The sequence below is a fragment of the Chthoniobacterales bacterium genome (assembly GCA_039930045.1).
Lineage (GTDB): Bacteria > Verrucomicrobiota > Verrucomicrobiia > Chthoniobacterales > DASVRZ01 > DASVRZ01.
In genome coordinates, this window is sequence record JBDSQB010000016.1 from 166,709 (window position 1) to 193,281 (window position 26,573).

Below are 26,573 nucleotides of genomic sequence, written 5' to 3' on the forward strand. Positions count from 1 at the left end.
AAGCCGATGCCCACGCTTTGCGCAGCGGTCGAAAGCTTGAATGTCCGAAAACGCGTCCTTACAAAGTCGTCGGCTTCTTTAGTTCCCACTTGTTGATGCGCGAGAGAAGTGTCGTAGGTTTGATCCCAAGAAGCTCTGCGGCGCCCTCGGGGCCTTTGATCCTCCAGTTCGTCTTGGTCAGGATGCACAGGAGGTTGTCGCGCTCGCGGATTTGGAGTTCCGCCTCCGTGAAGAACCCGGGTTCCTCCACTCCGCCGGTGACCGCATCGAAACGTGAATCCACTGTTGGCGAAGCAGGCGCTGGGGTCTGGAGCGGCAGGTCGAAGTCCAGACTGCCACCGCGAGCCAAAATAGCGGCGCGCTCGATGACGTTCCGCAACTCGCGCACGTTGCCGGGCCAGTCATAGCTTTGGAGCTTTACCACTCCTGCCCGGGTGAGCCGGGGCTTCGCGCATTTCAAATCCTTCGATGAGAGTTCGACGAAATGCTGTGCGAGGAGTGGAACGTCGTCTTTTCTCTCCCGCAGGGGAATCACTTGGATCGGAAAAACGTGCAGCCGGTAGTAAAGGTCTTCGCGAAAACGACCGGCGGCTACACTCTGTTTTAAATCTCGATTGGTGGCGGCGACAATGCGGACATTGGCGGTGCGAGTGCGATCTTCGCCGACGCGCTCGTAGCGTTTCTCCTGGAGGACGCGCAGAAGTTTGCTCTGCATCTCCAAAGGCACTTCGCCAATCTCATCGAGAAAGAGCGTGCCGCCCTCGGCCGTTTCAAAACGACCCGCGCGGTCCTTGATTGCGCCGGTGAATGAGCCGCGGACGTGTCCGAAAAATTCGCTCTCGAATAGCTCTTTCGGAATGGAGGCGCAGTTCACCCTGACCAAGGGCTTGTCGCTGCGCGCACTGCGCCGGTGGATTTCGCGCGCGACCAGCTCTTTGCCCGTGCCGGTTTCGCCCTGAATCAGCACGGAGGCGTCCGTGGGCGCGACGAGATCGATCTGACTGACGAGCTGGCGCAACGCGTTGCTTTGACCAATCAGATCGCCGAACGCCCGGGCTTCGCTCACCTCTTCCTGCAAGTAGGCATTGTGCAGTTCCAGTTGTGCTTTAAGCCGCTGGATTTCTTCAAAGGCACGGGCATTAGCGATCGCAGCGCCGAGGTAGTTACCAAACATCTCGCCGTAAGGAAGCGACTCCGGCAGCAGATCGTGACGCAAGAATCCAGCTATCACTCCCATGACCTCGTCCTTGAATGCAATCGGAACAACGGCGAACGCTTCGATTCTCTCCCGCTTAAGCCACGCCGGATCGGCCGATTGTTTCCAATCCGAGTCGGACTTGCGGCGTGCGGTTCGTTGCCCAGTCGCGGCAACTTTACCAAAAATACCTGTCCCGACCGGGATGGGATTCACCGGTTCGCTGAGTCCCGGAGGAGTGCTGCCTGCGGCCACGGCCAGGTGCAGGCAAGCATCGGCCTTATCGATGATCCAGATTTGGGTGAAGGCCACGTCAGGACGAGCTACGGCTCTGGTGGCGAATTTATGCAGTAGCTTTTCGAGCGACAACTCGTTCGCAGCGTCGAGGAGCATCTGCACCGCATAGTTGGGATCAAAGCGACTATCGCTCATCGGTTCCATGCAACGAGGGCAGCAACTGGCGGACAATTTGTCCACCCCAAAATGGTTCGATGGTTCGTCTGTTCGATTTTCCGAACCGGGGTTCGAAGAAGCGCTAAATACTTAAGTGACTGGAGGATAGGTGTTTACGATGAGCCAACCTCGATTGGCACGGCGAATGCAAAAGACGTAGGCCATTAGAAATGTCAGTCGAAAACATGAACCCGACTCACAACAACTTATATTTAAAATTCGTCAGCGAGGTTTTGCAGGCCAAAGGAATTGTTCTGGTCGCGTTCTGGGCACCTTGGAGCAAACCCTGCCAAGTCATGGATCCAATACTGCTGGAAGTCGCACAGACTTGTGCCGGCAAAATCGAGGTCGTGAAGGTGAATGCCGACGACAACCCAGATCTAAGCCTGTGGCTCGGAGTGCAACACATTCCGACTTTGCTCCATTTCGAGGCAGGGAGCTTGCGTGATCGCCTGGTCGGCACAGCCAGCAAGGAAGCGATCCTAAACCTTCTGTCGGTCGACAGCGAAGCCGGGCATAGAAGCGCCACTCCAAGCGAAGGAGAAACTATATGAGCACTGGAAACGTCCATCTTCTCCGTGTTCATGGTGCGCGAATCGGGCTGCTCACTATTGCTCTGGCTTCCCAGGTTCTACTCTTTCCGGCCGGTCTTGTCTGGGCGGCTAGCGAAGAGCTGTCCGAGCTAACACGTCCACTTTCCAAAGTCGAAGCTCTCAATCTGGCGCTGGATAAGAATGGCACGATTCGCGAAGCTCGAAAGGAAGTCGAAGCCGCAGCGGGAATAGCCATCCAAACACGCGCGATCCTTTTTCCCAAGCTTCTCAGTGGAGCGACTTATGCAGCGCGACAAGACTCGCTGATCGAAGCCAACCGCGACCGCACGATCTCGCCAGTGCAAGTGGATGTTCCGGCGATTCCCGCGCTCGGACTTGCTGAAAAAACACTTTCCATCGGCGGCGGAGAAACTCCGAAAATCAACAACCAGGCGTGGGGTGCGGACATTCGGATTGTGCAGTCTATCTATGAAGGAGGACGAATGCTTTCCGCCGCGCGAACTGCGCGCTTGATCCGCGAACAGGCGTTGCTCGTCTATCAAAGCATTGTCTCGGATACGTTACTCAGCGTTGCCAATGCCTACGACGACGCGCTCGGTCGCTCCAAACAAGTCGAAGTGCGTGAGCAGCAGGTCAACTTTCTTACCAAGTATCGCGATGACACCAGGAAGCGGTTCGAGGCGGGAACGCTGCCTGAGTTTGATTTGATTCGGCAGGAGGTCGAAGTCGCAAACGGCACGGCTCTGCTCGTGCAGGCTCAGGGCAGCTATCGGATAGCTAAACAGAAGCTTGTCGAACTGCTCGGCTATGATCTCCCGACGGATACGACGGACAATCTTCCGCTTAACCTTACTACACCGCTGGTAGCCAGTTCTTATCCGCACGATCTTTCCGCCGCACTAGCTATGGCGATTACTAACAGGACGGAGCTTGCGGCATTGGATAAGGAAGAACACCTGCGCGACGAGGCTATCATCAGTGCCAGGGCCGGAGCAAAACCGAGCGTGCAAGCTTTCGCCGGATACGAGGTCATCAGCCGTACGGTGACGCGCAATGCCGGGGACTACGTGAACGGCGGCCTTGCCGGGGTGCAAATGTCCTGGCCGATTTTCGATGGCTTTCTAACCAAGGGCCGCGTGGACGAAGCCAAAGCTAGACGGAGCAAGGCTGCTGAAGCAAAGGCAGAGACTACCCGGGTCGTTGAACTACAAGTGCGTTCAGCATGGAGCGAACTGCGCACGGCCGAGTCTGTCCTAACTGCGCAAACCGAGAACATCAAGAAGGCGGTGCGCGCACTCGAGTTGGCTGGCTCTCGTTACAACGTGGGGGCAGGCACGCAGATCGACGTGCTGAACGCGCAGACCGCTCTCACCGACGCCCGCGGCTCTTATGTCGATGGCCTGCGCAACTACTCGGTCGCGTGTGCCACTCTTATGCGGGCTACCGGCGAAGACCTTAAAGATTGAAACGTTAACACCTAAAAACTGGAGATACTGATGAAGATACAAAATTATATTTACCCAAGACCCTTAGTTCTGGGACGCCTTGCCATTCCGATGGCCCTCGCACTACTAGCCATGAGCGCGTGCAAGAAGAAAGCCGAGGCACCGCCGGTGATCCGACCGGTCCGCTCGATCGTGGTTGAAAAGCGTGAAGTTGGAGATCCCATTGTCGTCACCGGCCATCTGCGCGCACGCGACGAGGTCAATCTTGCCTTCCGGATTGCCGGGAGGATTATTCAAAGAAAAGTGGATGTCGGTGATAGGGTCCAAGCCGGGCAGATAGTGGCGCTGTTGGATCCAGAAGTAGAACGAAATGCCCGGAACTCCGCGCAAGCAGACCTGGCTGCGGCGCGAGCCGCTCTTGACCAATCGGAAGCATTTGAAAGGCGTCAAAAGAAGTTACTTAGCGATCGGGTAATATCCCCAAATGAATACGATATCGCCTTGCGCCAACTCAAGACGACGCAAGCGCAGTTGGATGCGACGCAGGCCCGACTCAAATCCGCCGAAGAACAGTTGAGTTACACTGAACTCAAATCCGATGCCGCAGGCGTGATCACGCAGAAGGGGGCCGAGGTGGGCGAAGTCGTGCCGGCGGGGGCGATGGTCTTGAAGGTGGCGCAGCAAAGCGGCCGCGATGCCGTTTTCGACATGCCTGCCCAAGCTATTCGCGACGGCTTGTCGTTAGGTGAGCAAGTTGAGATTTGGCTCGCGGACAATCCCGAGATCAAGGTAGCCGGGAAGCTCCGCGAAATATCGCCGCAGGCCGATCCGGTCACCCGCAACTATCAGGTCAAAGTCGAACTCGACGATCCGCCGTCGGGAATGTTTCTAGGCGCGACAGTTCTTGGGCGTATCAAGCTGAAAGCAGAGTCGCAGATCGAAGTTCCTTCTTCGGCGCTGACGATGATTGAAGGAAAGCCCGCGATCTGGATTGTAGATGTTAGGGGTCAGGGCGTGCATCGGCGCGAGGTCGCTGTCGTGCGCTATACGCCGGCCGCGGTCCTCGTGAAGGACGGACTTACATCTGGCGAAAGGGTAGTTACAGCCGGAGTGCAGACGCTCCATGAAGGTCAAATCGTAAAACTGTTAGGAGGACACTAAGATGAAAGGCTTCAATCTTACCGAGTGGGCGATCCACCATAAGGCACTCGCCATCTACTTCATGATAGTTAGCATTGTGGCCGGAGTCTCGGCCTATCTGCACCTGGGTCGCAATGAAGACCCTGAGTTCACCGTGAAGACAATGGTAGTCCAGACGCTCTGGCCTGGCGCAACTCAGGAAGAGACGGTGAAGCAGGTAACTGACCGCATCGAGAAGAAGCTACAGGACACGCCAAATCTCTATTATTTGAAAAGCTATACCGTGGCTGGGCAGTCCACAGTCTTTGTCTATCTACTAGAGTCCACGCCGAAGAAGGATGTGCCGGACCTCTGGTATCAGGTCCGCAAGAAGGTCTGCGATATTAGGCAGACGCTTCCGCAAGGAGTCGTGGGGCCGTTCTTCAACGACGAATTCGGCGACACTTATGGGATTATCTATGCCTTCACGGCGGATGGCTTTAGTCACCGGGAATTGCGCGATAACGCGGAAGAGGCGCGCTCGCGTCTGCTGCGAGTGAAAGATGTGTCCAAAGCCGAATTTCTTGGCACCCAGGACGAGCGCATCTATGTCGAGTTCTCCACGCATCGCCTAGCCGAACTCGGCATGGACCGCATGGAACTCATCAAGGTGCTAGTCAGCCAGAACGCCGTGGTTCCTTCCGGCGTCATCCAGACGAAGAATGAGGCAATGCTTATGGATGTGACCGGACGGTTTGAATCCGAGAAGGATCTGGCGCAGGTCAATTTCTCCTTTGGCGGAAAGATGCTGCGCCTAAGTGACATCGCGACCATCACACGCGGCTATGCCGACCCCCCGCAGCCGGTCTTCCGCGTCAATGGCAAGGATGCCATCGGTCTGGCGCTCTCGATGCGCGCCGGCGGCGACATCCTTGCTTTGGAAAAAAACCTGCATGAGGTGATGGAGACATTCAAAGCGGAGTTGCCCGTTGGCATTGAAACGTTCCTAGTCTCGAATCAACCCGAGGTAGTTCACCGCTCGGTCGATGAGTTCATGGAGGCGCTGTGGGAAGCTATCGCGATTGTCCTTGTCATAAGCTTTCTGAATCTAGGTCTGCGGGCGGGCCTGGTCGTGGCGACTTCGATCCCGCTGGTGCTGGCCATCGTGTTTGTCACCATGCAAATCTTCGGGATCGACCTACAGCGCATCTCGCTCGGCGCGCTGATCATCGCGCTGGGGCTGCTCGTCGATGACGCGATGATCACCATAGAGGCGATGGTCTCGAAGGTGGAACATGGATGGGACTCAATCAAAGCGGCGATCTTTGCTTATGCCTCCACTGCTTATCCGAGACTTACCGGCACGCTGGTGATCGCGCTCGGCTTTGTGCCGGTAGGTTTCGCCAAGAGTTCGGCGGGCGAATATACCTTCACGCTCTTTGCTGTAGTAGTCATCGCCGTCCTTACCTCCTGGGTCGTTGCCGCGCTCTTCACTCCGCTCATCGGGACGATGCTTCTAAAGCCCCACAAGCACGACAACAAGGAGAAGAGTAAGCATGAAGGTGGCGGGCGTCTTCTAACTGGTTATCATCGTTTGCTGCTCTTCACGATGCGTAACTCCAAAGTAACGCTGGCGGTGACGATCGTAGTCTTCGGCCTATCGCTGTGGCTCGCGCGGTTTGTGCCCAGCCAGTTCTTTCCCGCGTCGGATAGGCCGGAACTTGTCGTTGATCTGCGCCTGCGGCACGACGCCTCCATTTATGCCTCGGATACGGCTTCGCAAAAGCTCGACGAAATCCTCCGCAGCGATCCCGATATTGTCCACTGGAGTTCCTATGTCGGCCGCGGGGCGATCCGATTCTACCTGCCGCTCGACGTGCAGTTGCAGAACGATTTCTTCGCGGAAACAATCATCGTCACTAAGAGCCTGAAAACGCGCGAGCAGGTCAAGAAACGTCTGGAAACCGCGCTTCAGGAAAAGTTCCCCGAGGCAGTCGGGCGGGTCTTCCCGCTTGAGCTGGGACCGCCCGTGGGCTGGCCGGTCCAATACCGGGTTAGCGGCCCTGACTTATACAAGGTGCGGGAACTTTCGGACAAGCTGGCCGGAATCGTGGGAGAGAGTCCCGACGTGAAAAACGTGAGCTTTAACTGGATGGATCCAATCCGGAAACTCCAGATTCGCGTGAATCAGGATGAGGCCCGGCAGCTAGGGCTCAGTTCGGCGGCGGTTTCGCAGTTGATCAACGCCGCCGTCACGGGCATCTCCGTGACTCAAGTGCGCGATAGTATCTATCTGATTGACGTGGTGGTGCGAGCCGAGGCCTCGGAACGCATGTCCCTGGAAACCATCCGCACCTTGAAGATACCGCTTCCGAACGGACGCTCGGTGCCTTTGACCGAGCTGGCCAGCATCAATTACGCGCAGGATTTGCCCCTCGTTTGGCGTCGCGACCGACTGCCTACCCTGACCGTCCAAGCCGAGACCAAGGATGGCGTGCTGGCGGCGACTGCCGTGGCAAACCTCGCGGAAAAAGTCTCCGCGATGAAGCGCCAACTACCGGCCGGCTACAAGATCGTTGAAGGCGGCAGCGTCGAGGAAAGTGAGAAAGGTCAGTCCTCCGTCCTAGCGGTCTTCCCGCTCATGCTCGTGCTGATGATCACGGTCCTGATGTTCCAGATGCAGAGTTTCAGCCGCCTCTTTCTGGTCTGCAGTGTCGCGCCGCTGGGTGTCATTGGTGTGGTCCTGGCGCTCTTGGTCACGCAAAAGCCGATGGGGTTCGTGGCCATGCTGGGCACCGTCGCGCTGATCGGCATGATCATCAGAAACTCGGTGATCCTGATCGACCAGATCGAAACCGAGAAGGCCGCGGGACGCGCGGGTTGGGATGCCGTGGTCGAAGCATCCCTGGTGCGTTTTCGCCCGATCACACTCACCGCACAGGCGATGATTCTGGGCATGGCGCCGATCGCGCCGACCGTCTTCTGGGGCCCCATGGCCTATGCCATCATGGGCGGGCTCGCGGTGGCCACCGTGCTGACTCTGATCGCACTGCCGTCGCTCTACATTAAGTGGTTCAAGATCACCGAACCCAAACTGGAAATACCCGCTGAGCCGCATCCAACCGACCCTGCTCTCGCCGCCAGGAATATCGAAGTACTAACAACTCACTAACTTATGGAACCCGAAAATCTCAACATCGAGGAAATCATGAAATCCCGACGGCACTCCGTGGAGGAATCGCTGACCACCATCAGCGTAGCGGAGTTAAAGATGCTGACCGACGAACTTTTTCCATTCAACGATCATCCCTGGTTGGAAAAATTCCTGACCGTGATACACGATCCCGCGAGCGGAACATTCCATCACGCAGTCGTTGATAATCGCGTCGATGTTCTTTACTGCCACAACAAGGATATCGGCATGTGGTTCATCCCAGGTAGCGGGAAGGGACCTTTGCAACCGGAACAGTTAAAGATCATGCGGGAAATCGTCGAGAGGGGAACTTGACGATGCAACTTACGACCACTCTATGGATAGCTCGTTAACCAACGCCCTGGCCGCTGTGTTAGGCTCGCTGGTCGGCGGTTCAGCGACGATGGCGACTGCATGGATCACCCAAAAAACATCGACAAAGCGCGAGCTGGTCCGAGAGGAGTTGCACAAGCGCGAAACGCTTTACGACGAGTATATCTGCGAGTGCTCGAAGCTGGCCATCGATGCATTGGCGCATGGGATTGAGCAGCCGGAGAAAATGTGGTCTGCCTATGCCTTGCTCAACCGCATCCGACTTTCAGCATCTGCGGCAGTGGTCGCTGAGGCGGAAGCGGTTCTGAAGCGCATTTCCGAGCAGTATTTCTCGCCAAACGTATCGCTCGACGAGTTCCGCGCTCTTGCGCTGTCGCAAGAGGACGATCTGCTCCAGTCGCTGGGCGCGGCGTGCCGGATCGAACTCGAGGCCATTCGTTCCGAGGGATAGGGCCGTCGGACATTAACCCCATCACTCCATTTCAAAACTGCCAAAACAACCTCACCCGAGCCATGACAACCTCCAGGAACCCAACTTTACTAGCACGATACAATTGCGGACCGGTGAAACTATCCGGCGATCCCAATGCTCTCTATGAGCGGCATTTCACGTTCGACCAAGTCCTCGCGGAAGAGGAAGCCACCGCCCGCAACAAGTTCGAGGCCATCGCGCGTTCCGTGCGTGACGTGCTTTCGCAACGCTGGCTGAGAACCGAGCAGACCTGTCGGCAACGCAACGCTAAGCGTGTTTACTACCTCTCGATGGAATTTTTGCTCGGTCGCGCCCTGGCCAACAACATCTCCAATCTCATGATTGCTCCCGAGGTTCAGCAATTCTGCCAGCAGCATCGGCTTGATCCGCTTCAGATTATTGAGCAAGAACCGGACGCCGGTCTCGGCAACGGCGGATTGGGCCGGTTGGCGGCATGTTTCCTCGATTCCATGGCGACCCTCGGCCTTGCCGGCATGGGCTACGGCTTGCGCTACGACTACGGCATTTTCCGGCAAAGCTTCCGCGACGGCTGGCAGGCCGAACAGCCCGACCACTGGCTCGCCCGGCCCGATCCGTGGGAAGTGGCGCGGCCAAATGAAGCTGTCGAAGTGAAACTCAACGTCTCCTTCGAGATTCGTGGCGGTGCGCTGAGCATCGTCGAAGGTCGCCCGTCCACGCTGATCGGCATTCCGTATGACCGGGCCGTGATCGGCTATGGCGGAAAGACCATCAATACGCTTCGACTTTGGGCGGCCAGCACGCCCGACTACTTCGATTTTGCCCAATTTAGCACGGGAGATTTTGTTGGGGCATTGGCCGAAACTCTGACCGCCGAAACCGTCACCCGGGTGTTGTATCCCGACGACACGACCATCGCCGGAAAAGGCCTGCGGTTTCTTCAGGAGTATTTTCTCGTGGCGTGCTCGCTGGCGGATCTCGTTCGCCGTTTCCGCGCCGGAGGCAACGATTGGTCCGCGTTGCCCGACAAGGTTGCCATTCAGCTCAACGACACACATCCAACCCTGGCCGTGCCGGAGTTGATGCGCCTGCTGTTGGACGAGGCGAAGCTGAGTTGGGACGATGCGTGGAATTTCACCCAAAGCACGTTGGCCTACACCAACCACACGCTGCTGCCCGAAGCGCTGGAGAAATGGCCCGTGCAGTGGTTCAAGGACCTCCTGCCGCGTCATCTCGAAATCATTTATGAAATCAATCGCCGACTCCTCGACGACGTCCAAGCCCGGCATCCTGGCGACGAGGGCCGCATCGCGCGCGTCAGCCTCATCGAAGAAGGCACCCACCCGCAAGTGCGCATGGCGCATCTGGCCATCGTCGGCTCGCACAGCACCAACGGCGTCGCCGCGTTGCATTCAGAGTTGCTCAAGCAGCGGGTGGTGCCGGATCTCGTGGAGATGTTTCCCGAGCGGTTCAATAATAAAACCAACGGCGTTACGCCGCGCCGCTGGTTGTTGCTGGCCAACCCCTCACTCGCGGCAGTCATCACCGAAGCCATTGGCGATGGCTGGATCACCGATCTCGCGCAGTTGGAGAAATTAAAACCGCTCGCCGACGACAGCGGTTTTTGCGCCGCAGTAGCCGCCGCGAAACGGCAGGCCAAGCTGCGATTCATTAAATGGATGGGAAGTCCCGGAATCAATCCCGACACCATTTTCGACGTGCAGATCAAACGCATCCACGAATACAAACGGCAACTGCTGAACGCACTGCACATCGTCGTGCTCTACAATCGCCTGCGCGAGAACCCGCGGCTCGATCTATTGCCACGCACGTTCTTCTTCTCTGGCAAGGCCGCGCCCGCTTACCACTTCGCCAAGCTTGTCATCAAGTTCATCAACAACCTGGCCGGTACGCTCGATGGCGATCCAGCCGCCCAAGGTCGGTTGAAGGTGATCTTTGTGCCGGACTATCGCGTCTCTGTCGCGGAATACCTCATCCCGGCGAGCGACGTGTCCGAGCAGGTATCCACGGCCGGCTACGAGGCCAGCGGGACCAGCAACATGAAATTTATGATGAACGGCGCGCTCACCATCGGCACGCGCGACGGGGCCACCATTGAAATGGCCGAGGCAGCCGGCGAAGAAAACTTCTTTCTGTTCGGCCTGAACGCGGAACAGGTCGAGGGCAGTCGTGGTTGTTATAATCCACGCTGGCACTACGAAAACGAATCCGAGATTCGAGCCGCGCTCGACTTGATCGCCAGCAACCATTTCAGCCGAAACGAACCCGGTATTTTCACACCTATCCTCGATGCATTGCTGCAAAACGGCGACCGCTACCGGCATCTAGCCGACCTCGCCAGCTACACCCAGGCCCAGCAACGGCTGGAGAAATCGTACGCCGACCAGCCTGCGTGGACCCGCAAGGCGATCCTGAACATCGCAGCGTCCGGCAGATTTTCCAGCGACCGCACCATTGCGGAATACGCCAAAGAGATTTGGAACGTCACCCCATGCTTCACCGACTAACCAGAACCTCGCCATCCCGTCCACGCGGCAACATGGAGCCGGCTATCGGGCTCGAACCGATGACCTGCTGATTACAAATCTTCCGTTATTCATAGGGTCTGTAACAGAAACACTGTCACACTTTATATATCGGCGAGCTGGCTTATTGAGCTGGCTAGAAAGATCCGAAAATGAGTGACTGGGGATCTGTTGCGTCTCGGCTGACTGCTGGCAATGGCTACCCCGGCGGCGTTGTCGGGTCGGCAAATAGCCTGAGTCCCACGAAAGGCGCGTCAGGCTTACAGATTGGCTCGACACAGGCAGGCGCGGAGCTGGGGCGATTGCCGACGAAGGAGGACATCGGCGGCGTTGGCTTCCAGCGGATCGCAACGGATGGCGGGCAACCGGACCCAAGAGGCGGCGTGTCAGCAAATCGGCCAGCCTCGGACATTCCAGACTCTGGAAAACGTCGTTACACTCTGCGGCGTGGCCTTCACAGCGGACTTGAGATCAAACTGACGCCGCAAGGCGTCAGGAAAGCACTTCCTGCGCCTCCACGCGCATTCACCTACCACGCACAGCCTAAACGCGATGCAGCAGCCGCACAGGGCGAGAAATATGGTGTTTCGGCGTCGTCGGCGTTAGTCGGCCACGGAGTGGCCGGCGAAGCCGATGCGCTTCCTTGTCTATTTAGAAACAACTGCACCGATTCCATAGGAGAACCGGTGCGGAAGCTGACCGGTGCGGAGCGGAAACGCGCTCACACGTGCATGGAAAATGCGCAGCATTTCATTAATCATTACGGCCTCGAAAACTGCGGGTTTCTGACAATCACGCACGCCGAGGACGGACCAATCGGCTTCGGCGAATTTCAGCGGCGTCTCCACTCCGCCATGACACATTTCCTCCGGCCAGCCTTCGACGATTACATGGGCGCACTCGAATTTGCCAAACGGGAACACCTCCATTTCATCGTGGCGTGCGGAACGGATATCAGAACTGGCTTCGACTTCGATCATTACCACGAGACGATGATCTGGCAAAAAAGCGGGCGCAAAGGCCCGAAGCCGGTTGGGAACTTGAACCGCTGCGAATGGCTCAAGGAAATGCACGCGTCCTTGTGTGACAGATTGCCAGATTACGGGCTAGGACGCGCGGAACTGGTCCCAATCTGGAAAAGTGCTGAGGCAGTCGGATACTACCTCGGCGGCTACCTCTCGAAGTCGATCCCGAACCGACTCCCGGAACACAAAGGCGCAAGGTTCATGCGCTACAGCAAAACCGCTCCTCGGATCGTCAAGGGTAGCTTTGCATGGCTGGGTGTTCACTCATGGCTCTGGCGACAAAAACTGGCTACTTTCGCAGCACACCACGACTGCAAAGACGAGGCGGATTTGAAGTCAATCTTTGGCACGCACTGGGCCTATCACATGAGAGCCGCAATCCTCGCAACGGATTTGTCCTGGTATTTAACGGGGCACCACGCAAAGGCTGATGGCAGGGGAGACGAAAACATGGACTTGGACGCTCCGTATTACCCGCCAGCCCGCCCGATGACAGGCAGGGAAGTGAGAAAAATGCTTAATGATATCGAAATCAAAAAGATAGTCGAAGCGCATCCGGTTCACTTAAGGGAAACGAGGGAATCTCCGGGTTACCAACAGGCGATAGCGGAGTGGGAAAGCTACAACCGGCCCTTCTAGGAAAATGTCATACAAAATAAATGAAACGTCATACATACAAGGAGAAAAAAGCAGCTTATCTCAGAGGCAAATAGCCCTACTTTATGAAATACAGCGACATCATTTGCATTCCGCCTTCTGCAAGACTTATCCGTCTTGAGGCAGCTGCTGCTTACGTGGCAGGAGAACAAAACTTAAAAGGAGCGGTGCAAGCAGGTTGGTTCAAGCCTGTGGTAAAACATAAGGGCTGTACCGCATACGATGTGAGAGACTTAGATGTCGCGATAGACCGCGCAAAGCTGGATGGAGAATGGCCCAAGTGTCAGCCTGCGCGGTCAATGTCAGAGTCCTGAGCAATCAGATGAGCATAATGCCGCTCTACCACTTGGATGCCATCGCCCAGCCAGATGGCTGTCTTGGACATCGAAACTCCAGCACTAACCAGCAAGCTGGCAAAGGTGTGTCTCATGGTGTGGGCGGTGACCCACTCACAGCCTTGCTCGGCCATATAGTCATCGAAAGGACGACGGAAATCATAACGATATTCGCTAACTCCATGCGCGACATCCGGTTTCACAATGTAGCCGTCACAGCGGGGAATACTGGCAAGAAAAGCCTCCAACCTTTTGGAAAGGGGAATGGTGCGCCCTTTTCGGTTCTTGGTTTGAAAAGTATCTGTGTTTTGTACTCGCAGCAGCCCCGCGTTCAGATCAACCCAGTTCCACCTGGCTTCGATGATTTCATTTTTTCTAAGACCTGCATGGAAGCCAAGGTTCAGAATCAATGCCATTTCTGGACTCGGCGCATTCTCCAGCAACTGATTTCGCAATTCAGGCGAGCAGAAACGCTCTTTGGCAAGTTCCGAGACTTTCGCCATTCGGAAGTTGAACGGGTTTTGGCGGATCTTGCCTTCTGCCAAAAGCCAAGAAAAAAAGCCTTTCAAAGCTCGCACATACGACTGTGCGGCGGCTTCGGTCATCCGGGCGCGTTGCTCCGCAAACCACCGTTTTGTCACATTTTCTGTCACAGCAACGACGCTGATGCTTCCAATGTCGCCGATAAACTGGAAAATAATTCGTCGAGACCACGAGCTGGTTTTCTTGCTGTGGCGTCCTTCCTTGGCTCGGGAATTCAAATACTTCTCCGCCATAGCTTCCAGCGTGTGCTTGTCGTCGCTAGGGACGCTTCCCTTGATCTCTACTGCCCTCGTAATAGCCGAGGAAAGATCGGCGGTTTGCAGGCTGAAAAATTGCCGTTTTCCTCCTGTTTGGATCGCAAGCCAGTAAACAGAGCCTCGGAGGTAAATGCCTTTGGGAAGATTCTTCACGCAAGTGTCACACTTTCGCTGTCACACTTTCAAAGTCAAACCAGAGCAAAGCAGCCCTCTCTAGAGGGAAAATATGGAGCCGGCTATCGGGCTCGAACCGATGACCTGCTGATTACAAATCAGCTGCTCTACCAACTGAGCTAAGCCGGCAACTACGAGGGGTTAGAAATAGGCGGGATCGCTGGTGCGTGCAAGGTGAAATCTCGGTCGCGCACACTCCGTTTCGCTTCATGCATCCGTCGAGGGGATGGATCGCGATGTTAGTTATATGGCCCTCACAACCCAACCTTTTGCCCACGTCAAAGCACTGGACGACATTGCCAGTGAAAACCGCTCCACCAATGTCAGCCACGCCGAGCGGATCGGCTCGCTGGTAGCCGGGAGTGCGCTGATTGTTCTCGGACTCGCCAAGCGTTCGACCAGCGGAGTTTTACTCTCACTCGTCGGCGGTTTGCTGGTGCATCGCGGAGTCACCGGCCACTGCAGAGGCTACGCAGTGCTCGGCGTGGACACCGCGCGGCACGATCACCGGGGCGTGCCGGGAAATCATGGACACAAGATCGAGCGCAGCATCCGCATTCACCGGCCTGCGAATGAGATTTTTACCTTCTGGCGCAATCTCGAAAACATCCCGAAATTCATGGCCCGTGTGAAATTTGTCGAGGCTTCCAGCGGGCAACTTTCGCATTGGGTCGCCAAGGGACCGGGTGGAGTTACAGTCGAATGGGATGCGGAAGTCATCAACGAGCATCCCGACCAGATGATCGCCTGGCAGTCGCTACCGGGCGCGGAAATCGAGAGCGCAGGCTCGGTCTGGTTCACCCCACACGGCGACATGACGGAGGTGAAACTTTCCATGCAATATCATCCACCGATGGGTGCGATCGGGGACGTGGTGACGAAGTTTCTGGGCGATTTGCCAGATCGCGAGATCGAGGAGGATCTGGCCCGGCTCAAGCAGTTGATGGAAAATGCGTGAGCCCTGATTCGATTGGAAGTCGGCTCAAAAAACCGACCATTCCCAGAGCGCGGGACTTTGAGTCCGGTTGGGCTTGGGAAAAACCAGTCGCAGAAATCGAGCTTCGACCGGTTTGTCGATGATTACCGGTGAACCGGACGCTGGCGTGGTGAGATAGTTCGCCAGCGGATTCCAGCTTTTGCCATCGAGCGAGGTTTCGACGGAGCAGAGATAGGACTTCCAAGCGTATTCAAAACGAATTTCCTGGCTGGTGATTTTCTGAACTTGGCCCAAGTCGAGTTGCAGCCAATTCTCCGGCGAATCCGGCGCGGGCGCCCAGCGAGTTGCATAGTTATCGTCGAGAACGCAAGCCGCGCCGGTGAATTCATCCTTCACACTCGACGCGGTCGCGGTGGCTTTTTCGGCCAGATTGACGCGACCTTGGAGCCGGTTTTGCAGGAAAGCCGAGCCGTCGTGGGAAGGGACCACATTTTCCATGAGCCCGTCGGCGGCGAACTTCAACTCATCCACGCAGACTTGACGACCGATGAATTTCGGGTCGAACGGAATGCTGTGGCGATGATACAAAATGTAGGTGCGACCCTCGTGGGTGAAGATCGCGTGGTGGCCGGTGCTGAGGATGTTGTTTGCCTTGTCGCTTCGCAGGACCGGACTGTTGCTCGCCTCGGTGAACGGCCCGAAAGGCGTGTCGCCCATGGCGTAATGCACCGCGTAAGTTTCCTCGATCGTCTTGCCGTGCGAATACATCAAATAGTAGTGCCCCGCATGCTTCGTCATGAAGGGACCCTCGAAATAATTCTTCGGCGTTACGTCGCGGACTTCTCCGTCGAAAGTGACCATGTCGGGCTTCAGTTTCACCGCCCAGCATTTGCCATTCACCCAATGCAAACCGGATCCCCAGTAGAGATAGGCCTGCCCGTCGTCATCGATAAACCCCTCGGCATCAATCATATGGAACCCAGGCCGGAAGGTTTGTGCGATGAGAGGCTTGTCGCCGAGAAGGTTTTTCCACGGCCCGGTTGGTGTGTCGGCCACGCCGGCCCAGACCTCGTTATGGACCGAGACATACATGTAAAATTTCCCGTCGCGTCCGCGCAAAACGGACGGAGCCCAGACGCTGGAACTGCCGCCGGTCGGGCTTTTGCAGAGGGATTTCGTGGGCCAGTTCAGGGTTCGGAACGTCCAGTTTTTGAAGTCGGACGACTCCCAGCAACCGAGCGTTTCGTCGCCCCACGGATCAAGCGTCGCGTAGATGTAATGTTTGCCGCCAAACTCCAGAATCGACGGATCGGCGTAGTATCCGGGCAAGATCGGATTGGTGGAATGCGGCGCGCGTCCGGGCAAGTCGGCGGAGTGCGCCAGCGGGCTAAACATGACGGTGAGCGCGAGGAAAACAGAGGGGAGTTTCATAAAAATGGGCGGGTTGATTGTGCGGGAAGTCGAGTTCCAATGCACTCCGAAAGATGCCTGGCGGACAGGGCGTTATTTTTTGACACGCATTCACAACGAGGGAACGATTATTTTGCAGGGGCTTTCATTCCAACCAACACCACACACATGAATACCACATTACCCAACACAAAAGACCTCAGCACCGAACCGCCGCGCAGCGCACGCGAGCGGATTCACGATTATGCGATCATCGCCCGCACGCTCGACAAATGTCGTGCGTCCATCGCCGGAATGCTGGGGGAGTATTATTCGATTGTCCGCTCGACAACATGCTTTTCGGCTTCAAGGAAGTGAGCGGAGACGACTTTAAGGCCCAGGTGGAAAGCGGCGCGAGCGATGAGGAAGTTGCTGCCTGGCTCGACAAGACTGGTCTCAAGAAAACGTCCGACGAAGTGCGAGCATGGAGTGACCGGGTGGAGGCTTACAAACCCTTCGAGGATCTGAACAAACGCGAGTGGTTTGAGCAGGAATGCGAGCCGCTCGGACTCGATCCGAAGACGAGCACGCTCTTCGATTATCTCGACGCCGACGACGAGGTGTTTCGCAGCAAAAAGTAGCCTGTCTGGCGAATAAGGGAGCAATCATGGCGCGCATTTCCGATCTGAAAGTGCGGCTCTGGTCGGGCCATGTCGGCGGTTGGGAATGGCAGCATACGCTGGTGACTCGCGGTGGAAGCTGGCAGCCGGCGATCAACGCGTTTCGCTGCGAGAAATGCGTCTGCATCTGCGTCGATCTTTCGGGTGTGAATAAGGGCGACATCGAAGTGCAAGTCGAGCCGCGCCAGGTCGCGATCAGCGGCGTGCGCAACCCGCCCGAGCCGTTGGACGCCGACCGCAAGCCGCTGCAAATCATCGCCATGGAGATCGATTATGGGGCGTTTTCCCGAGTGATTCCGCTGCCAGTTGAGGTCGATGTCGGGCAAGTCACCGCCGAGCAGGAGCAGGGATTGCTCTGGATCGAGCTGCCCATTTTGAGGAACGACCCATGACCGCCAAGGACGCTCCCCAAGTCAGCTCGCCAAATGTCCGCGTGTCGTCGTCCGGTGCGTTCGCCGCTGGTGCGGATGATGGCGCTCCATTGCCGGACGAAATTCCGATTTTGCCCTTGCGCGGCGTGGTCATTTTTCCAGGCGCGATTCTGCCGCTGACCGTCAGCCGGGACTCATCGCTTAAGCTTCTCGACGAGGCGATGCCGCAGAGCAAAGTCATCGGCGTCATCACGCAGCGCGACGAGCGGATGAACGAGCCGACCCCCGCTGATTTGTATGAAACTGGCTGCGCGGTGAATGTGCTCAAACTCATCCCGCAAGGCTCCAAAGGCCTGCTTCTCGTCGTGCAGGCAACACAGCGATTTGGGCTCCGCAAATTCACCCAGACCGAGCCGTATTTTCGCGCGGAGATTCAGCCGCTGGAGCAAACGCAGCCGCCGCCGGACGACAAGCAATGGCAGGCCGAGGTCCGCAATTTGCGAGACAGCGCGGTGCAACTCCTGCGCGTGCTGCCCGACGTCCCCGAACAAATCAGCAGTGTCGTCAGCACGCTCACAGACCCCATTTTGCTGACGGATTTTCTCGCGCCCAACCTCGATATCGATCTGGCTCAAAAGCAGGCGCTGCTGGAGGAACTCGACGTAACCAAACGTGTCCGCGCGCTCCAGACGCACATCGCGTCGCGGCTGGAGATTTCTGAGATTCAGCAAAAACTCCAGAAGGATGTGGCCTCGCGTTTCACCGACGCCCAGCGCCGCGCCTATCTCCGCGAGCAGATGGAGGCGATCCGGCACGAGCTCGGCGAGGACGACGCCACCGAGGGGCAGGAGCAGGAGGAACAACTCCGCGTGCGCCTCCAGCAGGCCGGGCTGCCGACCGACATCATGGCGCAGGCCGAGCGCGAATTAAAGCGTCTGAATTTCGTTCCATCGGCCAGTCCGGAGCATTCGGTGATCGTGAGTTATCTCGAAACACTGGCCGAATTGCCGTGGCAGAAATTGAGCGAGGACGCGCTCGATCTCGATGAAGCCCAGCGCGTGCTCGACCGCGATCATTTCGGTCTGGAAAAAGTGAAACGCCGGCTGATCGAGTTCCTCGCCGTGCGCAAGTTGAACCCCAATGGGCACGGCCCGATTCTCTGTTTTCTCGGCCCGCCTGGAGTTGGAAAAACGAGTTTGGGCCAGTCCATCGCCGACGCGCTGGGGCGGAAATTTGTTCGTGTTAGTTTGGGCGGACTGAGGGACGAATCGGAGATTCGCGGTCATCGCCGCACCTATGTTGGCGCGATGCCGGGGCGGCTGATCCAGGAGTTGCGCCGCGTCGGCACGCGCAATCCGGTGATGATGCTCGACGAGTTGGATAAAATTGGCAGCGACTTTCGCGGCGACCCGGCGAGCGCGTTGCTGGAGGTGCTCGATCCGCGCCAGAACCACACCTTCGTGGATCGTTATCTGGATGTGCCGTTCGACTTGTCGAAAATCATTTTCATCGGCACGGCCAACGCCATTGATCCCGTTCCGGCTCCGCTGCGCGACCGCATGGAAATCATCTCGATTCCGGGTTACACGCGACGCGAAAAACTCGAGATCGGACGCCGCTATTTGCTGGATCGTCAGCTCATCGAGAATGGACTCAAACCCGGCCAGTGCACGTGGGACGATGCCGCGCTCGACAAGCTCATTAACCAATACACTCACGAGGCTGGCGTGCGGAATCTGGAGCGCGAAGTCGGCGCTGTCTGCCGCTACGTCGCCGCGCAAGTCGCCCGAGGCAAAACCGACCATATCCATGTGACTCCCGAACTGGTTGAGGAAGTCCTCGGGCCGCCGCGCCATGTGCAGGAGGATCGGTTAAAAGTCAGCCTGCCAGGCATCGTCACCGGGCTCGCCTACACGCCCTATGGCGGGGAGATTTTGCACATCGAGGCGGCGCGTTTTCCGGGAAGAGGCGAGTTGCGGCTCACTGGCCAGCTCGGCAACGTGATGAAAGAATCCGTCGCCGCCGCGATGAGTCTGGTGCGTTCACGCGCTGACCAACTTGGCATTGCCTCGGAGAATTTCCGCAAAACGGATGTTCACGTTCACGTGCCCGCCGGGGCGGTGCCGAAGGATGGACCGTCCGCCGGCGCGGCGATGTTTACCGCGCTCGCGTCGCTTTTCACCGATACGCCGGTGCGCGCCAATGTGGCCATGACGGGCGAGGTGACTTTGCGCGGACTTGTGCTGCCGATTGGCGGCTTAAAAGAGAAAAGTCTCGCCGCCATGAGTGCCGGAATCGACACCGTCATCATTCCGAAAGGCAACGAAAAGGATCTCGTCGATGTGCCCGCTGAGGCGAAGGAATCGATCCGGTTTTGTCCGGTGGAGACCGTCGATGAAGTTCTCGCCATCGCCTTGGAAACTACCGCCCGGGGCATTCCCGAGGCGGTGCAGTAAACAGCGTTCCCGTTTTATTCGTCCGGGAATAGCGGCAGATTTGCCTGACTCTCGTCCTCCATCGGCGAATCCTTGATGACCTCGCCCTCGGCCGCCGCGCTGCCGAGTTCCCAGAGGAGCCAGTCGTCGTTTTGCACATATTGCTTGAGCTTGTTGTCCCAGCGTTTGGGCACTTCGCGGGCGAGTTTTTCTAAAAACGGCAGCAGCGGATTCTGCGGCGGATGCGCCTTTTCCTGCTCGTCGAGCGGCGTTGATTCCCAGCCATACTGGCCGTGTTTCCCTTGAAAACCAAAGCCATCGAAGAAATGTCCGCCGCCGATCAGCGGCATATACCAGAGGCTCGGGATGCCCTTCGGATTGGGCTTGATCGGAGCCTCCACGGCGAGGCGCTCGATCAGGTCGAGACCCTTCGGATCGTTCGCCAGATGCGCCCGCAACTCGTCCAGCGCGGGGAAAGTCACGGGCGGCGTGACGAACAGCACCGGCTTAAACTGCAATCGCGACAGCACGATTTCATGCACGGTCCCGACGCTGTAAATATTCGTCGGCACATAGGCAATCGTGAAATCGCTCGTGTCCACCATGCGCAGATCGATGTGCAGCGTTTCCCAGAATTTCTCAGCGCAAGCCGCGCGCGTTTCATCGCCTTCCTGGCCTTGCTCGAAAGTCCAGTTGTCGCGCACGTCGATGGTGTTCACATCCTCGAGTCCATACTGATGCAACCCCCGGACGGTCGGCTTGTGCCACGGATCGAAAACGACCGCGCCATAGGAGCGCAGAAAGTCGCCAATGCGATTGCGCCAGCCAAATTTCTTTTCATTCGCCCGGGAGGCCACGAAGTCCATCGGACCGGAGAGATAAACACGCGCACCACGGAGGAAATTATGCGATTTCATTCCGCAAAACTAACAGGCTCTAAACGACAAGCCAACCCGCAAAAAAGCGGGCGGAGTTGCATAGTTATCTGAGCCTCAGCGGGGAAGTTTTGAAAAGTCCTGCGTGATTCTCAATCGCTATGGTTAAGAAAAACGTGGAGCCTAGGGGATTCGAACCCCTGACCTCCTCAATGCCATTGAGGCGCTCTACCAACTGAGCTAAGACCCCGTTCGTTGCGGGAGGGGTAGAATATCCAAGAGAAGGGACTTGTCACGAAATTTATTCTGGCCGCGCCCCGTCTGTTTTTCACGCCCGCCAAGCGACTTCCAATCGTTTCTCCTAACATGGCGAAAGCAAAGTCCCTGCAACCCGGCGCCCCAGTCGAATGGAAGTCCTCCCAAGGCACCGTCCAAGGCACCGTGAAAAAGAAACTGACCGTCCCGACGAATATCCGATCGCATGAAGTCGCCGCGTCGCCTGAGAACCCGGAATACCTCGTCGAAAGCGACCAGACCGGAGCCCAGGCCGCGCACAAGCCAGCCAGCATAAAAAAGACCCGCTCATAAGAACGCGACTCGCCTCCGCCGCACTTGGCTCTAACTCTTCGAGAGCGAATACTCCACCGCACCCTTTGCATCGATCGTCAGATGCTTCTGCTTTTGCAGCTTCTCGATCAACTTCTCCACCGTTTCCTCCGTCGTCGGCTTGAGCAACGACAGCAACTGACTCATCAGCGTCTTCTTCCGCTTGGGACGACTGTTCACATTTTTTCGCAACTGCGCCAACACCCGCGCCAGCGGATCTTCCATTGGAGTCGGCGCGGCGACAGGCGCAGCCTTGGGCACATAACAAAACGTCAGCGTCGCAAAATCGTCATGACGCATCGCCCGAACGTGACGACTCTTCAGATGCTCCACCAGCGGGTCAAAGCCGGTGTCCTTCGAGACAATGTGGAAATAACCCGTCGGATCGCTCAAGACCGCGCGTCCCAGATAATAGGCCAGGGCAAAATCCAGCGCGTTCCTCCCCGAGGTCGTCAACCGGATCAACTGCACGCAGGCGGCGTGTTCCATCAACTTCTCCACCAGCGCCACATCCAGCTTGGTCTGCCGCGCACCTAGCAATAGGATGAAACTCACCGTCTTCGCTCCGATCACACTCGGATCGACTGTGGGCACATTCTCGCAGTCCACAAAGACATGATTCATCGCCGGGCCGGGTTCAGGGGAGGTGTTCATGGATGCTCGGGGAAGACGGGCCAGCTTAAAACAAACCTGCTTTTTTAAGCAACGAAACCCCGCTCACCTTCGATTTAACAGCAGAATGTTCCCCATCTGGATTCAGGCAGGCTTTTGGGGATGGCTCGCGGGCTCGGCCTTGCTCATCGGAGCTGCGGGCGGCTTTTACCTGAAGATCCCCCAGCGCCTCATCGCAGCCATCATGGCCTTTGGCAGCGGCGTCCTCATCTCCGCGCTCTCCTTCGACCTCATGGAAGAAGCCTACAAACGCGGCGGATTCGACTCCACCGCCATCGGCTTCGTCGGTGGCGCGGCGGTTTATACCGGGGCCAACTGGCTCGTCAACCGCGCCGGTGCCAAACACCGTAAACGCTCCGGCAGCCAGCAATCCTCCGAATCGCAAACCAAGGGCAGCGGACTCTCCATCGCCATCGGAGCGCTCCTCGACGGCATCCCCGAATCCATCGTCATCGGCGTCAGCCTCATCGGTGCGGGCCGCGTAAGCTGGGTCGCCGTCGTCGCCATCTTCCTTTCCAACCTGCCCGAGGGCCTCTCCTCCTCCGCCGGGATGCGCCAGGCGAAACGATCCGCCGCCTACGTCTTTTCCGTCTGGGGTGGCATCGCTCTTATCTCTGGCATCGCGTCGCTCCTTGGCTACACCATCTTCAGCCACTTCTCGCCCGACATCATCGCCGGCACCACGGCGGTCGCTGCCGGAGCCATCCTCGCCATGCTCGCCGACACCATGATCCCCGAGGCCTTTGAAGAAGCGCACGATTTCGCCGGCCTCATCACCGTCCTGGGCTTCCTCGCCGCCTTCATCCTGACCAAACTCGACGGCTAGCATTCTCAAAAGGTAGGGGACGAGCGGCCTCGCTCGTCCTCAACGTGGCATATCCGGCGCTGACGATCAGAATGCTCATCCGCAGCGTCGTACAAACGGACATGCGGGCCGCATGTCCCTACCTGGATCGGCTACGGCTTCGGGGTGGGCGTTGAGGCAGGCACCTCTACAGAAATCCCCAGAATCATCTCGGGTGTCGGAGACGCCATCGCTTCCCCGCGAATCATCGGCGGGGTGGGAGTTGGCGTCGGGGGAGGGGCCACTTTCCCCATCACGATCTCGCCATCCGCATTCAGCCGCACACCGCGATGTTCCCCTCCCGTGGCGGGCGCTTCCGCTTGGACACTGGCAGCACCCATCGGCAGCAACACCGCGAATATCGACTGCACCCCGGCCACCCAGCGCCGCCAGCGCGAAGCGCGATGCTGGATCGCTCCCGTGGGAGTCTGGAAATAAGCCACGCAAACCCTCGCCGCCGCCTCCACCTCGCGGGCCAGCCGCTCGGTTTCCTTCGGAGACGCCAGCGAAAGATTATGCACATCCTTCTGGCAATGATCGCAAAACCGCCGGCTGGCTCCTCCCGTCAATTCATCCCATTGCTTGGGACACGGCACGCCGACTTTCAATGATCTCATACCCACAACACTCTCCGCCGCACCTCTTTCTTAGAAAAATATCGTGAGCGAAGAGGACATTCCTCCACACCACGCAACCCTCAGCCGCACGGGAGCGATCATTCGTGGACACATCGGGCCGGAAATTCGTCGAGGGAAACCATCCCCTCAAGAGCTCGGGACGCTTTCAAGCCGATGTCTATTGGACGAGAGCGACTTCTCCCAGCTAACTTCGAGGAAATGTCATTTCGGTTGCTCGTTTCGCTTGTTGTCTATGGGTCGTTCGCTTCCTCTTCGCTGCTGCTTGCGCAGGAGCGCGATGCCGAACTGCCGAAAGTGGTCGTCTCGGTGGATGATCCATCGCCCCTTCGCGAGGTGGCGGAAACGCAGTTGAAGGCGCTGCTGCCGACGGTGCAGCCGAAGGCAAAGCCCGAGTCCACGATCGCGAAGACGGGCGAGTTCGTTCTGGTCGGCGATCTTTTCAAAAACGGCGGAACGTATGCCCTGGCAGAGCTCCATGCCAGGGCGGGGGAGGAGACGGCTGGGGTGGCTTTCGTGGAATGGATAGACGGCCAATGGGAGTTGCGTGGGCTATGGAAGATCGAAACGGTCTGGCGGCCAAAGGAATGGAAGTGGGATGGAAAAAACGGAGATGATTATCTGCCGATCAAGCCTGCGACGGAACCATTTAAGTTGGTGGATCTGAGCGGCGATGGCGTGCCGGAAGTGATCTTTGCCGGGGAGGTGGAGAAATATTATCAGGAGCATTACCTGCTGCGCTTCGATCCCGCGAAGCATCGGCTCAATCTCGTAGCCTCAGCGATGGGCGAACCGCAAAAAGCCGGGAAATACGTCCGGCTCGATTTCAACTCGGGACGTCGTGCCATTTGGGGGGAGTCGCAATTTTTTGAGTGGAGCGACGGTGCACTCATCAAGAAGGCGTCCTGGCACGATGAAGTGGGATACGGCACGAACGACCCGACGTTTGTCGAAGGAGAGGGGATCGGGAAGGATGACAAGTTGGAGACGATCCGGGTAGGCATGGGACACGGTGCCGATATGAATGACTCCGATCCGTATGTTCTCACAAAAAACGAGCAGCCCTATGGAACGCTGTCGATTACTTGGAAGGCGCAGGAAGCGGGGGCAGATGTCTCAATGAGCGATGTGGAGAATCGGTGGCTTTTCGAGAAGATCACCCGTCTGCCTGCGGCGCTTTATCCTGATGCTGAGGAAGCCAGAAGAGATCATCCATTACTCCGTTTTGAAGATGTGGCGACCGTGCAAGTCACCGGCGCAGCCGAGGCGGAGGGCCTTTTTCGAGTCCGAAAAAGTAGTCCGAAACCACATCGCTGACGCCTGCCGTGGCGGCTCGAGAGATTCGGATGGAACTCCGCTGGCGCGGCTTGCAATCCGGCGGCCATCTTGAGGCTGTGCCAGGCGGCGACACGGGCGTCGTTCAGGCCGGTAGTGAGCAGAACGCGGGGTCGCGGCTGTTGATCGATATCGCGGTTTCCTTTTGGTTTGTGACAGATTCGTCTTGTGACGATCCTGCATGGTTGGTTACCTCCGAAGGATGTTCCCCCGCATATCCTCCGCTCTTGCCCTCACGGGTGTCTGTTTCTCCGCCTCTTTGTCGTCAGCCTCCGCCAATGAGGTTCGCGCCACGGTGACGATCAATGACAGTGGCACGCTCATATTTCAAAACCCCAACTCCACGGGCGCTCCCTTGAGTCCGTCGGTCTCCGGCACTTACGGTTCGTCCAGCGTCGCGGCCTCCATGGGCGCGGTGGCGGTCGATCTCGATCTGGCCGGACGGCCCACCGGTTCCGACAGTGCCACCAGCGGGGCGACTTGGAAGGAAGATTACACGATTCTGGGCGGCAGCGGGGCTGGCACGGCAAACTTCACTTTCTCCCTGACCGGCACATTTACGGCGGGCAATCTTATCGGATCGGATCAGGTGAATTACGGCGCGAACGCCTTTGGCAACTCCTTGGACAGTGCGCAATATCAGAGCGGCAACGTCCTCTCCGGCGTGCTGCCACCGCAGACCTATACGGTGCCCGTGGCGTTTACCTACGGCACGCCTTTCACGGTGTCGGGCGGTCTTTCGGGGGGCGCGAACCTTTCCGGCAGTGTCGGGTTTGGGCATATCCACATGGCCTTGCGCGAGACCGGGTTTACGGTGGCCGGGGGAAATTACACGGCGAGCTCCGCCGGTGGCACGAGTCGGGGTGGAACCTTCGCCTCGGGAGCGGACTACACAGGATTTACCCTCGCCAACAGCGTCGGGCACACGACCACGGCCACCCTCGTGGGCGGCACGGCAGGTGCGGATCGGGACATTTCGTTGAACTTCCTCTCGCCTAATGGAAGCCTGCAGGCCGCGAGCGATATCGTGGATGTAAAAGGCCCGTTGACCGATGTCTTTGTCCTCCAGCTCAACTACGATCTGGCTGCCGCCAATACACTCTTTGGCGGAGATAACGGACTTTTCCTCGCCTGGTTTGATACGGCTACCGGCGTCTGGAAAAACGCGGTGGCGGGAAACGAGGGCGGCACTTCTACTTTCTTCAATCGCGCCTACAATCCGCTGACCGATTTCTCGCTCGGCAACTGGGGCATTGACACCACGGCGCACAACGTCTGGGCGGTGGTCAACCACAACAGCGAATACGCGGTGACCGCCTCGCCGACGCCCGAGCCCGCGAGTTGGCTCTTACTCGGATGCAGCGGCCTCGTTCTCGGCTATCGCCGTTTTCGCCGGGCGTAAGGTTGCTTCTTAGGCGACTTCCATCTCTTTGAAGCCCGCCATACCCTCGTTCCCAAACTCCCGTTTGGGAATGCCTTGTCTCCGAAACTCCGTTTCCTTTGGAGTCGTCGCA

At 57.7% G+C, this 26,573-nt stretch carries 22 protein-coding genes, 2 tRNA genes and 1 pseudogene; 16 read left to right on the forward strand and 9 right to left on the reverse strand.

Annotated elements, in window-relative coordinates:
• Positions 1 to 58 precede the first annotated feature (58 nt).
• Positions 59 to 1,627: a sigma 54-interacting transcriptional regulator gene (locus ABIT76_12270; GenBank protein MEO7933924.1), complete on the reverse strand. Its 1,569-nt coding sequence runs from the start codon at positions 1,625 to 1,627 to the stop codon at positions 59 to 61.
• A gap of 206 nt (positions 1,628 to 1,833) precedes the next feature.
• Here ABIT76_12270 and ABIT76_12275 point away from each other — a divergent pair, with 206 nt between their 5' ends.
• The 8 genes from ABIT76_12275 to ABIT76_12310 all read left to right on the forward strand — a co-directional run bounded on the left by ABIT76_12275 (position 1,834) and on the right by ABIT76_12310 (position 12,953).
• Entirely contained in the window at positions 1,834 to 2,202 is a 369-nt protein-coding gene (locus ABIT76_12275) for a thioredoxin domain-containing protein (GenBank protein MEO7933925.1), read from the forward strand.
• Complete coding sequence (locus tag ABIT76_12280; GenBank protein ID MEO7933926.1) at positions 2,199 to 3,668, forward strand: TolC family protein; 1,470 nt, start codon at positions 2,199 to 2,201, stop codon at positions 3,666 to 3,668. The genes ABIT76_12275 and ABIT76_12280 overlap by 4 nt, the downstream gene beginning before the upstream one ends.
• A 30-nt stretch (positions 3,669 to 3,698) precedes the next feature.
• Positions 3,699 to 4,808 (forward strand): efflux RND transporter periplasmic adaptor subunit, encoded by a 1,110-nt coding sequence (locus ABIT76_12285; protein ID MEO7933927.1) that lies wholly within the window; start codon positions 3,699 to 3,701, stop codon positions 4,806 to 4,808.
• A gap of 1 nt (position 4,809) precedes the next feature.
• On the forward strand, positions 4,810 to 7,938 hold the full coding sequence (locus ABIT76_12290; protein MEO7933928.1) for an efflux RND transporter permease subunit: 3,129 nt from the start codon (positions 4,810 to 4,812) through the stop codon (positions 7,936 to 7,938).
• Between the two features lie 3 nt (positions 7,939 to 7,941).
• Positions 7,942 to 8,274 carry a hypothetical protein gene (locus ABIT76_12295; GenBank protein MEO7933929.1) on the forward strand — a complete coding sequence of 111 codons (333 nt, stop codon included), beginning with the start codon at positions 7,942 to 7,944 and terminating at the stop codon, positions 8,272 to 8,274.
• A 22-nt stretch (positions 8,275 to 8,296) separates the two neighbouring features.
• Positions 8,297 to 8,743 (forward strand): hypothetical protein, encoded by a 447-nt coding sequence (locus tag ABIT76_12300; GenBank protein MEO7933930.1) that lies wholly within the window; start codon positions 8,297 to 8,299, stop codon positions 8,741 to 8,743.
• A 62-nt stretch (positions 8,744 to 8,805) separates the two neighbouring features.
• Positions 8,806 to 11,271: a glycogen/starch/alpha-glucan phosphorylase gene (locus ABIT76_12305; protein ID MEO7933931.1), complete on the forward strand. Its 2,466-nt coding sequence runs from the start codon at positions 8,806 to 8,808 to the stop codon at positions 11,269 to 11,271.
• A gap of 170 nt (positions 11,272 to 11,441) precedes the next feature.
• Complete coding sequence (locus ABIT76_12310) at positions 11,442 to 12,953, forward strand: hypothetical protein (GenBank protein MEO7933932.1); 1,512 nt, start codon at positions 11,442 to 11,444, stop codon at positions 12,951 to 12,953.
• A 301-nt stretch (positions 12,954 to 13,254) separates the two neighbouring features.
• Here the strand turns inward: ABIT76_12310 and ABIT76_12315 are convergent, their stop codons facing one another.
• Both ABIT76_12315 and ABIT76_12320 read right to left on the reverse strand, forming a co-directional pair.
• Positions 13,255 to 14,259, reverse strand: coding sequence for a site-specific integrase (locus ABIT76_12315; GenBank protein ID MEO7933933.1), 1,005 nt, complete (start codon positions 14,257 to 14,259; stop codon positions 13,255 to 13,257).
• 74 nt (positions 14,260 to 14,333) lie between these two features.
• Positions 14,334 to 14,409, reverse strand: a tRNA-Thr gene (locus ABIT76_12320).
• A gap of 118 nt (positions 14,410 to 14,527) precedes the next feature.
• Here ABIT76_12320 and ABIT76_12325 point away from each other — a divergent pair.
• Positions 14,528 to 15,238 (forward strand): YgaP-like transmembrane domain, encoded by a 711-nt coding sequence (locus ABIT76_12325; GenBank protein ID MEO7933934.1) that lies wholly within the window; start codon positions 14,528 to 14,530, stop codon positions 15,236 to 15,238.
• A gap of 24 nt (positions 15,239 to 15,262) precedes the next feature.
• Here the strand turns inward: ABIT76_12325 and ABIT76_12330 are convergent, their stop codons facing one another.
• The gene (locus ABIT76_12330; GenBank protein ID MEO7933935.1) at positions 15,263 to 16,648 is read right to left on the reverse strand and encodes a family 43 glycosylhydrolase; all 1,386 of its coding nucleotides are present in this window, start codon (positions 16,646 to 16,648) and stop codon (positions 15,263 to 15,265) included.
• A gap of 147 nt (positions 16,649 to 16,795) precedes the next feature.
• Here ABIT76_12330 and ABIT76_12335 point away from each other — a divergent pair.
• The 3 genes and pseudogenes from ABIT76_12335 to lon all read left to right on the forward strand — a co-directional run bounded on the left by ABIT76_12335 (position 16,796) and on the right by lon (position 20,113).
• Positions 16,796 to 17,247: pseudogene (locus ABIT76_12335) on the forward strand (DUF5069 domain-containing protein).
• A 26-nt stretch (positions 17,248 to 17,273) separates the two neighbouring features.
• Positions 17,274 to 17,678, forward strand: coding sequence for an Hsp20/alpha crystallin family protein (locus ABIT76_12340; protein ID MEO7933936.1), 405 nt, complete (start codon positions 17,274 to 17,276; stop codon positions 17,676 to 17,678).
• Complete coding sequence (gene lon, locus ABIT76_12345; protein MEO7933937.1) at positions 17,675 to 20,113, forward strand: endopeptidase La; 2,439 nt, start codon at positions 17,675 to 17,677, stop codon at positions 20,111 to 20,113. The genes ABIT76_12340 and lon overlap by 4 nt, the downstream gene beginning before the upstream one ends.
• 14 nt (positions 20,114 to 20,127) lie before the next feature.
• Here lon and ABIT76_12350 read toward each other — a convergent pair whose 3' ends face one another.
• Complete coding sequence (locus ABIT76_12350) at positions 20,128 to 21,009, reverse strand: hypothetical protein (protein MEO7933938.1); 882 nt, start codon at positions 21,007 to 21,009, stop codon at positions 20,128 to 20,130.
• A gap of 135 nt (positions 21,010 to 21,144) precedes the next feature.
• A tRNA-Ala gene (locus ABIT76_12355) sits at positions 21,145 to 21,217 on the reverse strand.
• A 116-nt stretch (positions 21,218 to 21,333) separates the two neighbouring features.
• Here ABIT76_12355 and ABIT76_12360 point away from each other — a divergent pair.
• The gene (locus ABIT76_12360; protein ID MEO7933939.1) at positions 21,334 to 21,555 is read left to right on the forward strand and encodes a DUF2945 domain-containing protein; all 222 of its coding nucleotides are present in this window, start codon (positions 21,334 to 21,336) and stop codon (positions 21,553 to 21,555) included.
• A 30-nt stretch (positions 21,556 to 21,585) separates the two neighbouring features.
• Here ABIT76_12360 and ABIT76_12365 read toward each other — a convergent pair whose 3' ends face one another.
• Complete coding sequence (locus ABIT76_12365) at positions 21,586 to 22,227, reverse strand: PIN domain-containing protein (GenBank protein ID MEO7933940.1); 642 nt, start codon at positions 22,225 to 22,227, stop codon at positions 21,586 to 21,588.
• 85 nt (positions 22,228 to 22,312) lie between these two features.
• On the opposite strand from ABIT76_12365, the gene ABIT76_12370 reads away from it, so the two are divergent.
• Positions 22,313 to 23,071 carry a ZIP family zinc transporter gene (locus ABIT76_12370; GenBank protein ID MEO7933941.1) on the forward strand — a complete coding sequence of 253 codons (759 nt, stop codon included), beginning with the start codon at positions 22,313 to 22,315 and terminating at the stop codon, positions 23,069 to 23,071.
• 131 nt (positions 23,072 to 23,202) lie between these two features.
• Here ABIT76_12370 and ABIT76_12375 read toward each other — a convergent pair whose 3' ends face one another.
• The gene (locus tag ABIT76_12375) at positions 23,203 to 23,706 is read right to left on the reverse strand and encodes a hypothetical protein (GenBank protein MEO7933942.1); all 504 of its coding nucleotides are present in this window, start codon (positions 23,704 to 23,706) and stop codon (positions 23,203 to 23,205) included.
• A 219-nt stretch (positions 23,707 to 23,925) separates the two neighbouring features.
• Here ABIT76_12375 and ABIT76_12380 point away from each other — a divergent pair, with 219 nt between their 5' ends.
• The gene (locus tag ABIT76_12380; GenBank protein MEO7933943.1) at positions 23,926 to 25,041 is read left to right on the forward strand and encodes a hypothetical protein; all 1,116 of its coding nucleotides are present in this window, start codon (positions 23,926 to 23,928) and stop codon (positions 25,039 to 25,041) included.
• Here the strand turns inward: ABIT76_12380 and ABIT76_12385 are convergent.
• Complete coding sequence (locus ABIT76_12385) at positions 24,933 to 25,277, reverse strand: prolyl oligopeptidase family serine peptidase (protein ID MEO7933944.1); 345 nt, start codon at positions 25,275 to 25,277, stop codon at positions 24,933 to 24,935. The two genes, ABIT76_12380 and ABIT76_12385, sit on opposite strands and share 109 nt — an antisense overlap.
• On the opposite strand from ABIT76_12385, the gene ABIT76_12390 reads away from it, so the two are divergent.
• Positions 25,262 to 26,461, forward strand: a complete 1,200-nt coding sequence (locus ABIT76_12390) for a hypothetical protein (GenBank protein ID MEO7933945.1) — start codon at positions 25,262 to 25,264, stop codon at positions 26,459 to 26,461. The two genes, ABIT76_12385 and ABIT76_12390, sit on opposite strands and share 16 nt — an antisense overlap.
• The last annotated feature ends 112 nt before the right edge of the window (positions 26,462 to 26,573 follow it).

Bases quoted from the DNA above. Each gene is read 5' to 3' on its own strand.
- ABIT76_12270 (MEO7933924.1), bottom strand. From the start codon at position 1,627: ATGAGCGATAGTCGCTTTGATCCCAACTATGCGGTGCAGATGCTCCTC.
- ABIT76_12275 (MEO7933925.1), top strand. From the start codon at position 1,834: ATGAACCCGACTCACAACAACTTATATTTAAAATTCGTCAGCGAGGTT.
- ABIT76_12280 (MEO7933926.1), top strand. From the start codon at position 2,199: ATGAGCACTGGAAACGTCCATCTTCTCCGTGTTCATGGTGCGCGAATC.
- ABIT76_12285 (MEO7933927.1), top strand. From the start codon at position 3,699: ATGAAGATACAAAATTATATTTACCCAAGACCCTTAGTTCTGGGACGC.
- ABIT76_12290 (MEO7933928.1), top strand. From the start codon at position 4,810: ATGAAAGGCTTCAATCTTACCGAGTGGGCGATCCACCATAAGGCACTC.
- ABIT76_12295 (MEO7933929.1), top strand. From the start codon at position 7,942: ATGGAACCCGAAAATCTCAACATCGAGGAAATCATGAAATCCCGACGG.
- ABIT76_12300 (MEO7933930.1), top strand. From the start codon at position 8,297: ATGGATAGCTCGTTAACCAACGCCCTGGCCGCTGTGTTAGGCTCGCTG.
- ABIT76_12305 (MEO7933931.1), top strand. From the start codon at position 8,806: ATGACAACCTCCAGGAACCCAACTTTACTAGCACGATACAATTGCGGA.
- ABIT76_12310 (MEO7933932.1), top strand. From the start codon at position 11,442: ATGAGTGACTGGGGATCTGTTGCGTCTCGGCTGACTGCTGGCAATGGC.
- ABIT76_12325 (MEO7933934.1), top strand. From the start codon at position 14,528: ATGGCCCTCACAACCCAACCTTTTGCCCACGTCAAAGCACTGGACGAC.
- ABIT76_12330 (MEO7933935.1), bottom strand. From the start codon at position 16,648: ATGAAACTCCCCTCTGTTTTCCTCGCGCTCACCGTCATGTTTAGCCCG.
- ABIT76_12340 (MEO7933936.1), top strand. From the start codon at position 17,274: ATGGCGCGCATTTCCGATCTGAAAGTGCGGCTCTGGTCGGGCCATGTC.
- lon (MEO7933937.1), top strand. From the start codon at position 17,675: ATGACCGCCAAGGACGCTCCCCAAGTCAGCTCGCCAAATGTCCGCGTG.
- ABIT76_12350 (MEO7933938.1), bottom strand. From the start codon at position 21,009: ATGAAATCGCATAATTTCCTCCGTGGTGCGCGTGTTTATCTCTCCGGT.
- ABIT76_12360 (MEO7933939.1), top strand. From the start codon at position 21,334: ATGGCGAAAGCAAAGTCCCTGCAACCCGGCGCCCCAGTCGAATGGAAG.
- ABIT76_12365 (MEO7933940.1), bottom strand. From the start codon at position 22,227: ATGAACACCTCCCCTGAACCCGGCCCGGCGATGAATCATGTCTTTGTG.
- ABIT76_12370 (MEO7933941.1), top strand. From the start codon at position 22,313: ATGTTCCCCATCTGGATTCAGGCAGGCTTTTGGGGATGGCTCGCGGGC.
- ABIT76_12375 (MEO7933942.1), bottom strand. From the start codon at position 23,706: ATGAGATCATTGAAAGTCGGCGTGCCGTGTCCCAAGCAATGGGATGAA.
- ABIT76_12380 (MEO7933943.1), top strand. From the start codon at position 23,926: ATGTCATTTCGGTTGCTCGTTTCGCTTGTTGTCTATGGGTCGTTCGCT.
- ABIT76_12390 (MEO7933945.1), top strand. From the start codon at position 25,262: ATGTTCCCCCGCATATCCTCCGCTCTTGCCCTCACGGGTGTCTGTTTC.